Source organism: Streptomyces sp. NPDC014889, assembly GCF_043081205.1.
In the GTDB taxonomy this organism is placed as follows: Bacteria; Actinomycetota; Actinomycetes; order Streptomycetales; family Streptomycetaceae; genus Streptomyces.
Genome location: NZ_JBIBWH010000001.1, coordinates 508,660 through 521,879, shown reverse-complemented (window position 1 = coordinate 521,879; position 13,220 = coordinate 508,660). Strand labels below are relative to the sequence as shown.

The window sequence follows — 13,220 nt, the reverse complement described above, 5'->3', positions numbered from 1 at the left end:
CCCGGCGGGGCGGGTGCCCCGCTCCGGTGTGACGGGGTGGGCGGGAGGAGGGTCAGCGGGAGCGCAGGGCCCGGTACTTGGCGACCAGGGTCGTCGTGGACGGGCCCAGTCCCTCCACCCGCGCGCCCTCGGTCAGCGCCGGCTCCACCCGCTTCGCCAGGACCTTGCCCAGCTCGACTCCCCACTGGTCGAAGGAGTCGATGTTCCAGACGGCGCCCTGGACGAAGACCTTGTGCTCGTACAGCGCGATCAGCTGCCCCAGCACCGACGGAGTCAGCTCGCGCGCGAGGATCGTGGTCGTCGGGTGGTTCCCGCGGAACGTCTTGTGCGGCACCAGCTCGTCGGGCACCCCCTCCGCGCGTACCTCCTCCGGGGTCTTGCCGAAGGCAAGCGCCTGGGTCTGCGCGAAGAAGTTGGCCATCAGCAGATCGTGCTGCGCGCGGAGTTCACCGCTCAGCTCGGCCACCGGCTCGGCGAATCCGATGAAGTCCGCCGGGATCAGCTTCGTACCCTGGTGGATCAACTGGTAGTACGCGTGCTGCCCGTTGGTGCCCGGCGTCCCCCACACCACCGGCCCGGTCTGCCATCCCACGGGCTCCCCGTCCCGCTGCACGGACTTCCCGTTGGACTCCATGTCGAGCTGCTGGAGATACGCGGTGAACTTCGACAGGTAGTGCGAATACGGCAGCACCGCATGCGACTGCGCGTCATGGAAGTTGCCGTACCAGATCCCCAACAGCCCCATCAGCAGCGGCACGTTGGACTCGGCCGGCGCGGTCCTGAAGTGCTCGTCGACGAGACGGAAGCCGTCCAGCATCTCCCGGAACCGGTCAGGCCCGATCGCGATCATCAGGGACAGGCCGATCGCGGAGTCGTACGAGTACCGCCCTCCGACCCAGTCCCAGAACTCGAACATGTTCTCGACGTCGATGCCGAACGCGGACACCTTCTCCGTGTTCGTGGACAGCGCCACGAAGTGCCGGGCGACGGCCTCCGGGCCGGCCTTCAGCTCGCCCAGCAGCCAGTTGCGCGCCGACGTCGCGTTGGTGATCGTCTCGATCGTGGTGAACGTCTTGGAGGCGATGACGAACAGCGTCTCCGACGCGTCCAGATCCCGCACGGCCTCGTGCAGATCCGCGCCGTCGACGTTCGACACGAACCGCACCGTCAGACCGCGGTCGGTGTAGGCCCGCAGCGCCTCGTACGCCATCGCGGGCCCCAGGTCGGAGCCGCCGATGCCGACGTTGACCACATTGCGGATCCGCTTGCCGGTGTGCCCGGTCCACTTCCCGGACCGCACCCGGTGGGCGAAGTCGCTCATCTTGTCGAGGACCGCGTGCACCCCCGGTACGACGTTCTCCCCGTCGACCTCGATCACCGCGTCCCGCGGCGCGCGCAGCGCCGTGTGCAGCACGGCACGGTCCTCGGTGACGTTGATCCGCGCACCGCGGAACATGGCGTCCCGCAGGCCGAACACGTCGGTCGCGGCGGCCAGCTCCCGCAGCAGCCGCAGCGTCTCGTCGGTGACGAGGTGCTTGGAGTAGTCGACGTACAGATCACCGACCTGGAGGGCGTACGCCTCGCCGCGCTCCGGGTGGGCCGCGAACAGATCCCGCAGACCGGTGTCGGCGAGCTCCTCACGGTGCCTGGCCAGAGCGGTCCACTCCGGCCTCTGGTTGAGCCTGGTACGGGCGTCTGCGTTCATTCGGACCTCAGCCTTCTTTCCTAGCTGTCCTGCGTCCTTGCCCCGCTGCCGCTCCAACGTAGTTGATCAGCGGGTGACATGAGTCGTCGTCACGCCGTCGTCCGGCGTGACAAGGAGTACGTCGGCACGGCGCACGGGTATCAGCGCGGCCACGGAAAGGACGAAGAAACCGGCCGTGAGCAGCACCGGCCAGTTCGGCCCCCACACCGCGGCGACGGCGCCTCCGAGCACCGCCCCGAGCGGCGCCCCGGCCACCGCAAGGGTGCGGAAGGCCGCGCTGACCCGGCCCAGCATCCCCGCGGGGCTGCGCTGCTGCATCAGCGTCGTCGTGTTGACGTTCCACACCATGCCCATCAGCCCGAACACGGCCAGCGAGGCCACCGCGACGGCCAGGCTGCGCACCAGTCCCATGACCGCGAGCGCGGCGATCTGCACCCCGCCGGCCATCAGCACGGCCCGCATCCGCCCGAGCCGGGCCACGATCGGCCGGTTGGCCGCTCCCCCGGCCAGGCTGCCGAGCGTGTACGCCGTCAGCGCCACCGCGTACCCCTTGGGGCCCGCGCCAAGCCAGCCGGTCACGACGACCACCAGGGTGGCGATGAGCGCGCCCATCCCGACGTTGCACAGCGCGGTGGCGGCGCACAGCCCGCGCAGGGCCCTGTCCCGGCCGAGGGCGCGCAGTCCGTCGGCTGTCTCCCGCCGCAGCGTGCTCCCCGCGGGTCGCGGCTTCCGCTCGGGCGCGGAGACCCGCAGGGAGGCCACGAGCGCGGCGGCTGCCAGGAAGGTGACGGCGTCGGCCGCGAAGGGGACGGCGGCCCCCGCGGCGATCAGCAGGGGCACGACCGGGCCGCCCAGCAGCCCGCCCGCGAGGCGCTGCCCGGTCATCAGACGGGCGTTGGCGGTGCCCAGCGCCTCGGGCCCCACCAGAACGGGCAGCAGGGACGTGGCGGCGTTGTCGAAGAGCGTCTGGAGCGTGGTCAGCGCGAAGGCCAGGGCGATCAGCAGGCCGATCGAGGCGTGCCCGAGGGCGACGGCCACCGCGAATCCGGCGACCAGCAGGCCCCGCACCGTGTCCGCCGCCCACATCGCGCGCCGCTGGTCCACCCGGTCCGCCACGGCGCCGCCGAGCAGCCCGAAGACGATCCAGGGCAGATACCCGCAGGCCGTGACGGAGGCGATGAGCAGCGGGTCGTCGGTCAGCGACAGGGCGAGCAGCGGCAGCGCGACCGTACGCAGCGCGTCGCCGAAGCTGGACAGCACGGCGGCGCTCCACAGCCGTCCGAATCCACCGCGCCACGCCGGCGCACCCGCGTCGACGGCCTCGCGGCCGACCTCCACCCCCGTCATGGCGTCCCCTCTGCTCACGATTCGCCGATGCACAAACCGTAGAGGGCACCACTGACAACCGGTCCGCGGCGGCCGGTCCGCCCGGGTACGCAGCAGGTCCGGCCCCGCGCCCGAAGGCGGCCGGCCGGACCTCAAGTCCTAGATCTCGCCCCGCAGTTTGGCGAGCGCCTCGGCGAGGATCGCCTCACCGTCCGCGTCGCTGCGCCGCTCGCGCACATAGGCCAGGTGCGTCTTGTAGGGCTCGGTGCGCGGCGGGGCCGGCGGGTTGTCCTGGTCCTGACCGGCCGGGAAACCACAGCGCGGGCAGTCCCAGGTGTCGGGAACCTGCGCGTCGCTGGCGAAGCTCGGCTGGGTCTCGTGTCCGTTGGAGCACCAGAAGGAGATGCGCAGACGCGGCGCGGACTCGCCACGCTCGGCCTCGCCCATCGGCCCCGCCCCGACCCGGCTTCCTCGGATCGCGTTGCCACTTGCCACGGTCGTAACTCCCTGCGTGATGGTGCCGCGAAGCGGGTCGGCCTGCCGCTCCGCCGCGAGCGCCTCAGTCTACGTAAGGCCCAACGCGCGTCCAGTGATGGGAGTTACCGCTCCCACACAGACGCAAGCCCCATGATAGGCCGCGCCCGAGAGCGCGTACCGACCATGGGGCCTTACGTACGGAATGTGCGGTACCGACCGGCGGGCAGCCGCTCGTCAACTGCTCGTCTTCATCAGGATGCCGAGCACGATGATGCAGGCGAGCCACAGCAGGCCGATCACCACGGTGATGCGGTCGAGGTTGCGCTCGGCGACCGAGGAGCCGCCGACGGACGACTGCATGCCGCCACCGAACATGTCGGAGAGACCGCCGCCCTTCCCCTTGTGCATCAGCACCAGCAGCATCAGCAGCAGGCTGAAGACGATCAGGGCGATCGAGAACCCCAAAACCACGGCTGGACCAACTTCCTCGGATTCGGATGGACGACAGGGTGTGGCAGGTCATGCCTACCATGCCCCCGCAAGGGTACGACGGATCGCCGCCCGCGCATACTCACGGCCCGGCCCGCCGTCCGCGGCGGGCCCGGCTCACTGCCTGCGGTGGCCCCGGCTCACTGCTCGCCGAAGCGGACGATCTTGACGAACTCGTCCGTGTCCAGCGAGGCACCGCCGACCAGGGCGCCGTCGATGTCCTCCTGCGCCATGATCTCGGCGACGTTGCCCGACTTCACCGAGCCGCCGTACTGGATGCGCACCTGGTCGGCGACCTCCTGCGAGTACAGCTCGGCGAGCTTGCCGCGGATGGCGCCGCAGACCTCCTGGGCCTCCGCCGCGCCGCAGACCTTGCCGGTGCCGATGGCCCAGACGGGCTCGTAGGCGATCACGACCGACTCGGCCTGCTCGGCCGGGAGGTCCTTCAGACCCCCTTCGACCTGGGCGAGCGTGTGCGTGACGTGGTTGCCCGCGTCGCGGACCTCCAGCTCCTCGCCGACACACAGGATCGGGGTCAGACCGTGCTTGTAGGCGGCCTTGACCTTGGCGTTCACCAGCTCGTCGGTCTCGTTGTGGTACTGCCGGCGCTCCGAGTGGCCGATCACCACGTAGGTGCACTTCAGCTTGGCCAGCATCGGGCCCGAGATCTCGCCCGTGTAGGCACCCGAGTCGTGCGCCGAGACGTCCTGGGCGCCGTACTTGATCTTGAGCTTGTCACCGTCGACCAGCGTCTGCACGGAGCGCAGGTCGGTGAAGGGCGGCAGGACGGCGACCTCGACGGCCTCGTAGTCCTTGTCGGCCAGGGCGAAGGCGAGCTTCTGGACGTGCGCGATGGCCTCGAGGTGGTTGAGGTTCATCTTCCAGTTGCCCGCCATCAGCGGCGTGCGCGTGCTCATACGGTTTCAGTCCTCCAGTGCGGCGAGGCCGGGGAGCGTCTTGCCCTCGAGGTATTCGAGGGAGGCGCCGCCGCCGGTCGAGATGTGGCCGAATGCCGACTCGTCGAAGCCCAGCGTACGGACGGCGGCGGCGGAGTCGCCGCCGCCCACGACGGTGAAGCCGTCCGAGTCGACCAGGGCCTGGGCGACCGCCCTGGTGCCCTCGGCGAAGTCGGGGTGCTCGAAGACGCCCATCGGGCCGTTCCAGAAGACGGTGGCGGCGTCGGCGAGCTTCGCGGCGTACAGCTTGCGGGACTCCGGGCCGATGTCCAGGCCGAGCTGGTCGGCCGGCATGGCGTCCGCGGCGACGGCGGTGGGGTGGACCGGGGCCTTGGCCTTCAGGTCCGGGAACGCGGGCGAGACCAGCGCGTCCACCGGCAGGACCAACTCGACGCCGGTCTTCTCGGCACGCTCGATGTACTCCCTGACGACCGGGAGCTGGTCCTCCTGCACGAGGGACTTGCCGATCTCGTGGCCCTGGGCCTTGAGGAAGGTGTACGCCATGCCGCCGCCGATGAGCAGCCGGTCGGCCCTGCCGAGCAGCTCGTCGATGACGGCGAGCTTGTCGGAGACCTTGGCGCCGCCGAGCGCGACGACGTAGGGCCGCCGGACGTCGTCGGTGAGCTTCCTCAGAACGCCGACCTCGGTGGCGATGAGGTAGCCGGCGTAGTGCGGGAGGCGGCCCGGCAGGTCGTAGACGGAGGCGTGCTTGCGGTGCACGGCGCCGAATCCGTCGCCGACGTAGACGTCCGCGAGGGCGGCGAGCCGGTCGGCGAACTCGCCGCGCCCGGTGTCGTCCTTGGCCGTCTCGCCGGGGTTGAACCGCAGGTTCTCGATGACCGCGACCTGGCCGGGCTGCAGGCCGTCCACGGCGTCGTGGGCGGCCGGGCCGACGGTGTCCTGGGCGAACGCCACCGGCGCGCCCAGGAGTTCGCCGAGCCGCTCGGCGGCGGGCAGCAGCGAGAAGGCCGGGTCCGGGGTGCCCTTGGGGCGGCCCAGGTGGGAGGCCACGACCACCTTGGCGCCGGCCTCGGCGAGAGCCTTGACGGTGGGCAGGACGGCGCGGATGCGGCCGTCGTCGGTGATGACACCGTCGGCCAGCGGCACGTTCAGGTCGGCGCGGACGAAGACCCGCTTGCCGTCCACGCCTTCGGAGAGAAGTTCGTCGATCGTCTTCATTGGGTTGGGACTCCTGAAGAGGGGGCTCTTGATCGTACGAGGGCTGATCGATCCGCACGTGGGCGGGTTGTGGTCGTTCGGCCCGCTGTACGTGCGTCAGGGCCCGGCCGGCGCGTGGGTGCGCCGCCCGAGCCCTGATCTCACATCGAGGCGCCGGCCCTGCCGGTCAGAGCTGGTTGCCGACGAAGACCGTGAGGTCGACGAGGCGGTTGGAGTAGCCCCACTCGTTGTCGTACCAGCCGATGATCTTCACGTTCTTGCCGTCCTGAACCATGGTCAGGGACGAGTCGAACGTGCAGGACGCCGGGGCGTTGACGATGTCCGAGGAGACGATCGGGTCCTCGGTGTAGTCCAGAAGGCCCTTCAGCTCGCCCTCGGCGGCCTTCTGGAAGGCGGCGTTGACCTCTTCCTTGGTGACCTCGCGGGAGAGCTCGACGACGAGGTCGGTGACCGAGCCGGTGGGCACCGGGACGCGCATGGCGATGCCGTCCAGCTTGCCCTTGAGCTGCGGAAGGACCAGGGCGGTGGCCTTGGCGGCGCCGGTGGTGGTCGGGATGATGTTCTCGGCGGCGGCACGGGCGCGGCGCAGGTCCTTGTGCGGGAAGTCCAGGATGCGCTGGTCGTTCGTGTACGCGTGCACGGTGGTCATCAGACCCTTGACGATGCCGAAGTTCTCGTCGAGGACCTTCGCCATCGGCGCCACGCAGTTGGTGGTGCAGGAGGCGTTGGAGATGACGTGGTGGTTGGCCGGGTCGTACTTGTCCTGGTTGACGCCCATCACGATGGTGACGTCTTCGTTCTTCGCCGGGGCGGAGATGATGACCTTCTTGGCGCCGCCGGCGATGTGCTTCTCGGCGTCTTCCTTCTTGGTGAAGATGCCGGTGGACTCGATGACGATGTCGACGCCGAGTTCACCCCAGGGGATGTCGGCGGGGTTGCGCTCGGACAGCACCTTGATGGTGCGGCCGTCGACGGTGATGGTGTCGGCGGTGTGGGAGACCTCCTGCTTGAGGCGGCCCAGGATGGTGTCGTACTTCAGCAGGTGAGCGGTGGTCGCGGTGTCACCCAGGTCATTGACAGCCACGATCTCGATGTCTGCACCCTGCTCCAGCAGCGCGCGGAAGTAGTTACGACCGATGCGGCCAAAGCCGTTGATGCCTACGCGGATCGTCACGAACCGATCTCCTCGTTGGTACGCCGGTTTCGACGCCGGCGAGCTGTATTGGGATGTCCCCGACCACCCACGACCCTACCCCTCCAAGGCCTCCTGAGTGACATCCGGACGCGTCCTGGACGGCACGGCTTCACCAAAGGTCGAAACCCCTTGAGCCGGACGCCTGGATCGCCCGATTTCGCTATGGATTGCCCATACCAATTGACCACGTTGGTCACTCGTTCGTGAGCCTCCCAGCTCACTTGAGAAATAAGATGATCTCACCCTAATCCGGACTTCCGGCAAACCGGGCAATTCCCTCATGGCCCGCTTCCGCAGCACCCTGCTCCCACCGGCTCGCCCCCACCCCGGCCACCCTGCCGGAAGACAACCGGCTCGGCCTGTCAACCACGTTCGTCGACCACGTCGGGCGACCCTGGTCGATCACTGTCAGTAGCCCCTGTCGCCCGACCGGCCGCCACTGGTCGACCAGCCGGTGCCGGTTGACCGGTGGCGGCCGGTCGGGGTGCGGTGACAGTCGACGCGGACGATCAGGACAGGGGCCGGCGGGCGGCCCTCGAAGCCGGGCGAGTCGGCCGGCCGGTCGTGGTCAGCCCGCCAGGTTGTCCGCCAGCTCCTCGGAGAGGTTCGCCTCGGTGCCGGGGATGCCGAGGTCGGAGGCTCGCTTGTCGGCCATGGCCAGCAGGCGGCGGATGCGGCCCGCGACGGCGTCCTTGGTCAGTGGTGGGTCGGCGAGGGCGCCGAGCTCTTCCAGGGAGGCCTGCTTGTGCTCCATGCGCAGACGCCCCGCGGCGGCGAGGTGCTCGGGGACGTCGTCGGCGAGGATCTCCAGCGCGCGGGCCACCCGCGCACCGGCCGCGACGGCCGCGCGCGCCGACCGGCGCAGGTTGGCGTCGTCGAAGTTGGCGAGGCGGTTGGCCGTGGCGCGGACCTCGCGGCGCATCCGCCGCTCCTCCCAGGCCAGCACGGACTCGTGGGCGCCCAGACGGGTCAGCAGGGCGCCGATCGCGTCGCCGTCGCGGACCACCACCCGGTCCACGCCCCGCACCTCGCGTGCCTTGGCGGCGATGGACAGCCGACGCGCGGCACCGACGAGGGCGAGTGCCGCCTCCGGGCCCGGACAGGTCACCTCCAGGGAGGAGGAGCGACCCGGCTCGGTGAGCGAGCCGTGGGCCAGGAACGCACCGCGCCAGGCGGCCTCGGCGTCGCAGGTGGCCCCCGAGACCACCTGCGGCGGCAGGCCGCGGATCGGCCGGCCCCGCCCGTCGACCAGACCGGTCTGGCGGGCGAGCTGGTCACCGCCCGCGACGACGCGCACGACGTAGCGAGAGCCCCGGCGCAGCCCGCCCGGCGCCATCACGATCAGCTCGGAGCTGTGACCGAAGATCTCCAGGATGTCCCGCTTCAGGCGCCGTGCCGCCATGGCGGTGTCCAGCTCCGCCTCGATCACGATGCGCCCGCTGACCAGGTGGAGGCCGCCGGCGAACCGCAGAAGGGCGGAGACCTCCGCCTTCCTGCAGCAGGTCCGGGTGACGGGGAGCCGGGAGACCTCGTCCTTCACCGCTGCCGTCATCGCCATGGGCCGATCCTTCCATGCATCCGAAAAATACGGTCGTACGCGGCGGCCAGCAGCTCCGGGTCGTGCCGCGGAGTTCCGTCCCTCCGGGCCACCGGTGCGAGCTCGACCGCGGCGCCGAACCGCTTGGCGGCCTCGGTGAGCACTTCGCGGTCGGGCACGGCGGCCTCGTCGGCCAGCACCACGTCCAGGGCGAGTTTAGGGGCGTGTCGTCCCAAAACCTCCAAATGACGCTGCGGGGAGAAGCCCTCGGTTTCTCCCGGCTGCGGCGCGAGGTTCAGGGACAGGACCCGGCGTGCCCTGGTCTCGGTGAGCGCGTCGAGCAACTCGGGCACCAGCAGGTGCGGGATCACCGAGGAGAACCAGGAGCCGGGCCCGAGCACCACCCAGTCCGCGTCCAGGACCGCGTCGACGGCCTCGGGCACGGCGGGCGGGTCGTGCGGCACCAGGTGCACGGACTGCACCTCGCCCGGCGTGAGCGCGACGGTGGCCTGGCCGCGGACGGTGTCGACGTCCTCGGGCCGCTCCGGGTCGTGCCCCTTGACCAGCGCCTGGAGCTCCAGGGGCACGGCCGACATGGGCAGCACGCGCCCGTGCGCGCCCAGCAGCTTGCCCACCAGGTCCAGCGCCTGGACGTGGTCGCCGAGCTGTTCCCACAGGGCGACGATCAGCAGGTTGCCCACCGCGTGGTCGTGCAGGTCGCCCTGGGAGGTGAAGCGGTGCTGGATCACGCGGGCCCACGTCTGGCCCCAGTCGTCGTCGCCGCACAGCGCGGCCAGCGCCTTGCGCAGGTCGCCGGGCGGCAGCACGCCCAGCTCGTCGCGCAGGCGCCCGCTGGAGCCGCCGTCGTCGGCCACGGTGACGACGGCGGTGAGGTCGCCGGTGATCCGGCGCAGCGCCGCCAGCGAGGCGGACAGGCCCATGCCGCCGCCGAGGGCGACCACCTTGGGCTGCGCGCCTCGGCGGCGCGCCCGGCCGCCCCGGGCCTCGGCCGGGCGTCCCGCGCGCGCCGCGATCGCCTGCCGTGCCGAACGCCCCTCCGGCACCACCCGGCGCAGGCTGCTCAGCCGGGGTGTACGTCCTCTCACTCGCGCCCCATGTCCCGGTGGACGACGACGGTCTCCACGCCCTCGGCCGCGAGCCGCGCGGCGAGCTTCTCCGACATGGCCACCGAGCGGTGCTTGCCGCCCGTGCAGCCGATCGCGACGGTCACGTACCGCTTGCCCTCGCGCCGGTAGCCGGCCGCGATGAGCCGCAGCAGCTCGGCGTAGCGGTCGAGGAACTCCTTGGCGCCGGGCTGGTTGAAGACGTAGGCGGCGACCTCGTCGTTCAGGCCGGTGTACGGGCGCAGTTCGGGGACCCAGTGCGGGTTGGGCAGGAACCGCATGTCGGCGACCAGGTCGGCGTCCACCGGCAGGCCGTACTTGAAGCCGAACGACATCACCGTGGCCCGCAGTTCGGGCTCCTCCTCGCCGGCGAACTGGGCGTCCATCTTGGCCCGCAGTTCGTGCACGTTGAGGCTGGAGGTGTCGATCACCAGGTCGGCGTCGCCGCGCAGTTCCCGCAGCAGTTCGCGCTCGGCGGCGATACCGTCGACGATGCGGCCGTCGCCCTGGAGCGGGTGGGGCCTGCGCACCGACTCGAAGCGGCGCACGAGGGCCTCGTCGGAGGACTCGAGGAAGACGATCCGGCGGGTGACGTTCTTGGCCTCCAGGCCGGCCAGGGACTCGCGCAGATTGTCGAAGAAGCGGCGGCCGCGTACGTCGACGACGACCGCGATGCGGGCCACGTTGCCCTGTGAGCGGGCACCGAGTTCCACCATGGTGGGGATCAGCGCAGGCGGCAGGTTGTCGACGACGAACCAGCCGAGGTCCTCCAGACACTTGGCGGCCGTGGACCGGCCGGCCCCGGACATGCCGGAGATGATCACCAGCTCGGGAATGGCGGCGTCGGGGACGCCGGCCGTGTCGATGCCCGTACTCACCTGTGCTCCGTTTTCCGTGGACGCGCGCTCGTGCTGTTCCTCGCGCGGTCCCTCGTGGGACTGATCTCGCTCGGCGCTTCGCCGTGGGTCGTGCTCGGTCATGTCTCCTGCCCCCGTCGGTCGTCCGGGACGCTCGTGGGCACGGGCGTCTCCGCGTCACCCGCCGTCGTCGCCGGTGGCGCTTCTTCCTCGTCTTCCATGATCTCTCCAGTCGCCGTGTTGACGGCGGGTGCGGGCGGGGCCGCCCGGGCGAGGGCCGCGGCGATGGTCTCGGCCGTTTTGCGGCCTATACCGGGTACCCCGCAGATCTGGTCGATTGTCGCGGACCGCAGCCGCTTCACCGAGCCGAAATGCTTGATCAGCGCCTGTTTGCGTGTCTCGCCGAGGCCCGGCACGTCGTCCAGCGGCCCGGCCCGGAAGCGCTTGGCCCGTCTGGTGCGCTGGTAGGTGATCGCGAACCGGTGTGCCTCGTCGCGTACGCGCTGCAGCAGGTACAGGCCCTCGCTGCTGCGGGGCAGGACCACCGGGTCGTCCTCGCCGGGCAGCCAGACCTCCTCCAGGCGCTTGGCCAGTCCGCACACGGCGATGTCGTCGATGCCGAGTTCGTCCAGGGCGCGCTGGGCGGCGGCGACCTGGGGCTGCCCGCCGTCGACGACGACGAGCTGGGGCGGGTAGGCGAAGCGCTTGGGGCGGCCGTCGTCCTCGACGAGGGCGCCGACGGGACCGCCGGGCGCGCCGTCGATCGATCCGTGGGTCGATCCGTCGGTCGGTCCGTCCGCGGGCACGTCCTCGCCGTCGGCCCACTCGCCGGTCTTCTCCTTCTCGGCGAGGTAACGCCTGAACCGGCGGGTGATCACCTCGTGCATGGAGCGGACGTCGTCCTGGCCCTCGCCGTGCCAGAGCCGTGTGTCCCCGGCGCGGCCCTTGATCTGGAAGCGGCGGTACTCGCTCTTGCGCTGGAGGCCGTCCTCGAAGACGACCATGGAGGCCACCACGTCGTCGCCCTGGAGGTGGGAGATGTCGTAGCACTCGATTCTGAGGGGTGCGCTGTCCAGGTCGAGGGCCTCGGCGATCTCCTCCAGGGCACGCGAGCGTGTGGTGAGGTCGGAGGCGCGCCTGGTCTTGTGCAGGACGAGCCCCTGCTGGGCGTTGCGCTGCACGGTCTCCATGAGGGCCTTCTTGTCGCCGCGCTGCGGGATGCGCAGCGAGACGCTCGACCCGCGGCGCTCGGTGAGCCACTCCTGGACCGGCTCGACCGGATCGGGCAGGGCCGGGACGAGGACCTCCTTGGGGACGGCGTCCCCGCTCTCCTCGCCGTACAGCTGCTGCAGGGCGTGCTCGACGAGGGCGGCGGTGGTGACGTCCTCCACCTTGTCGGTCACCCAGCCGCGCTGGCCGCGCACGCGTCCGCCACGCACGTGGAAGATCTGCACCGCCGCCTCGAGCTCGTCCTCGGCGACGGCGACGAGGTCGGCGTCGGTCGCGTCGGCGAGCACGACCGCGCTCTTCTCCATGGCCTTCTTCAGTGCCCCGATGTCGTCGCGCAGGCGGGCGGCCCGCTCGTACTCCATCTCATCCGCCGCCTCCGTCATCTGCTTCTCCAGGCGGCGCAGATACGTGCCGGTGCGGCCGGCCATGAAGTCGCTGAAGTCCTCGGCCAGTTCGCGGTGTTCCTCGGCGGAGACGCGGCCGACGCAGGGCGCGGAGCACTTGCCGATGTAGCCCAGCAGGCAGGGGCGGCCGGTGCGGGCGGCGTTCTTGAAGACTCCGGCCGAGCAGGTGCGCACCGGGAAGACGCGCAGCAGGAGGTCGACGGTGTCGCGGATCGCCCACGCGTGCCCGTACGGCCCGAAGTAGCGCACGCCCTTCTTCTTGTGGCCGCGCATCACCTGAACACGCGGGAACTCCTCGTTCATCGTCACCGCGAGGTACGGGTAGCTCTTGTCGTCGCGGTACTTGACGTTGAACCGGGGGTCGAACTCCTTGATCCAGGAGTACTCCAGCTGCAGCGCCTCGACCTCCGTGGACACCACCGTCCATTCCACGGACGCGGCCGTGGTGACCATGCTGCGGGTGCGCGGGTGGAGGTTCGCGAGGTCCTGGAAGTAGTTCGCCAGGCGCTGGCGCAGGCTCTTGGCCTTTCCGACGTAGATGACCCGCCGGTGCTCGTCACGGAAGCGGTAGACCCCGGGAGAGTCCGGGATGTCTCCCGGCTTGGGGCGGTAGCTGGAGGGGTCGGCCATGTCTCAACCCTACTGTCGAGCGCTGACACCGCGGCGGCCCTCCACACCCCCGGACACGGCGTGACGGGGCCGGGGGTGCCCTCCTCGGCCGGGAACGCAGCCCTGTCGGTC

General features: G+C 70.8%; 11 protein-coding genes. All 11 read right to left on the bottom strand.

What is annotated here, in order from left to right:
- Positions 1-52 precede the first annotated feature (52 nt).
- Complete coding sequence (pgi, locus tag ACF09J_RS02350; RefSeq protein WP_392303484.1) at positions 53-1,705, bottom strand: glucose-6-phosphate isomerase; 1,653 nt, start codon at positions 1,703-1,705, stop codon at positions 53-55.
- A 66-nt stretch (positions 1,706-1,771) separates the two neighbouring features.
- Positions 1,772-3,052, bottom strand: a complete 1,281-nt coding sequence (locus ACF09J_RS02345; RefSeq protein ID WP_392303483.1) for an MFS transporter — start codon at positions 3,050-3,052, stop codon at positions 1,772-1,774.
- A 138-nt stretch (positions 3,053-3,190) separates the two neighbouring features.
- Entirely contained in the window at positions 3,191-3,526 is a 336-nt protein-coding gene (locus ACF09J_RS02340) for an RNA polymerase-binding protein RbpA (protein ID WP_073952427.1), read from the bottom strand.
- A gap of 216 nt (positions 3,527-3,742) precedes the next feature.
- A complete protein-coding gene (secG, locus tag ACF09J_RS02335; RefSeq protein WP_100569504.1) occupies positions 3,743-3,979 on the bottom strand; it encodes a preprotein translocase subunit SecG in 237 nt (78 codons plus the stop codon).
- Positions 3,980-4,137: 158 nt separating this feature from the next.
- Positions 4,138-4,914 (bottom strand): triose-phosphate isomerase, encoded by a 777-nt coding sequence (gene tpiA, locus ACF09J_RS02330; RefSeq protein ID WP_392303482.1) that lies wholly within the window; start codon positions 4,912-4,914, stop codon positions 4,138-4,140.
- Positions 4,915-4,920: 6 nt separating this feature from the next.
- Complete coding sequence (locus ACF09J_RS02325) at positions 4,921-6,132, bottom strand: phosphoglycerate kinase (RefSeq protein ID WP_392303481.1); 1,212 nt, start codon at positions 6,130-6,132, stop codon at positions 4,921-4,923.
- Between the two features lie 166 nt (positions 6,133-6,298).
- Complete coding sequence (gene gap / locus ACF09J_RS02320) at positions 6,299-7,306, bottom strand: type I glyceraldehyde-3-phosphate dehydrogenase (protein ID WP_141362002.1); 1,008 nt, start codon at positions 7,304-7,306, stop codon at positions 6,299-6,301.
- Between the two features lie 589 nt (positions 7,307-7,895).
- Entirely contained in the window at positions 7,896-8,885 is a 990-nt protein-coding gene (gene whiA / locus ACF09J_RS02315) for a DNA-binding protein WhiA (RefSeq protein WP_392303480.1), read from the bottom strand.
- The gene (yvcK, locus tag ACF09J_RS02310) at positions 8,876-9,970 is read right to left on the bottom strand and encodes a uridine diphosphate-N-acetylglucosamine-binding protein YvcK (protein WP_392303479.1); all 1,095 of its coding nucleotides are present in this window, start codon (positions 9,968-9,970) and stop codon (positions 8,876-8,878) included. Before yvcK ends, whiA begins: the two co-directional genes overlap by 10 nt.
- Positions 9,967-10,968, bottom strand: a complete 1,002-nt coding sequence (gene rapZ, locus ACF09J_RS02305) for an RNase adapter RapZ (protein WP_392303478.1) — start codon at positions 10,966-10,968, stop codon at positions 9,967-9,969. The genes yvcK and rapZ overlap by 4 nt, the downstream gene beginning before the upstream one ends.
- Entirely contained in the window at positions 10,965-13,109 is a 2,145-nt protein-coding gene (uvrC, locus tag ACF09J_RS02300) for an excinuclease ABC subunit UvrC (protein WP_392303477.1), read from the bottom strand. Before uvrC ends, rapZ begins: the two co-directional genes overlap by 4 nt.
- Positions 13,110-13,220: the final 111 nt, after the last annotated feature.

Excerpts from the sequence above, each read along its gene's own strand:
- tpiA (WP_392303482.1), bottom strand. The coding sequence starts at position 4,914 with ATGAGCACGCGCACGCCGCTGATGGCGGGCAACTGGAAGATGAACCTC.
- ACF09J_RS02325 (WP_392303481.1), bottom strand. The coding sequence starts at position 6,132 with ATGAAGACGATCGACGAACTTCTCTCCGAAGGCGTGGACGGCAAGCGG.
- rapZ (WP_392303478.1), bottom strand. The coding sequence starts at position 10,968 with ATGACCGAGCACGACCCACGGCGAAGCGCCGAGCGAGATCAGTCCCAC.
- pgi (WP_392303484.1), bottom strand. The coding sequence starts at position 1,705 with ATGAACGCAGACGCCCGTACCAGGCTCAACCAGAGGCCGGAGTGGACC.
- ACF09J_RS02345 (WP_392303483.1), bottom strand. The coding sequence starts at position 3,052 with ATGACGGGGGTGGAGGTCGGCCGCGAGGCCGTCGACGCGGGTGCGCCG.
- whiA (WP_392303480.1), bottom strand. The coding sequence starts at position 8,885 with ATGGCGATGACGGCAGCGGTGAAGGACGAGGTCTCCCGGCTCCCCGTC.
- uvrC (WP_392303477.1), bottom strand. The coding sequence starts at position 13,109 with ATGGCCGACCCCTCCAGCTACCGCCCCAAGCCGGGAGACATCCCGGAC.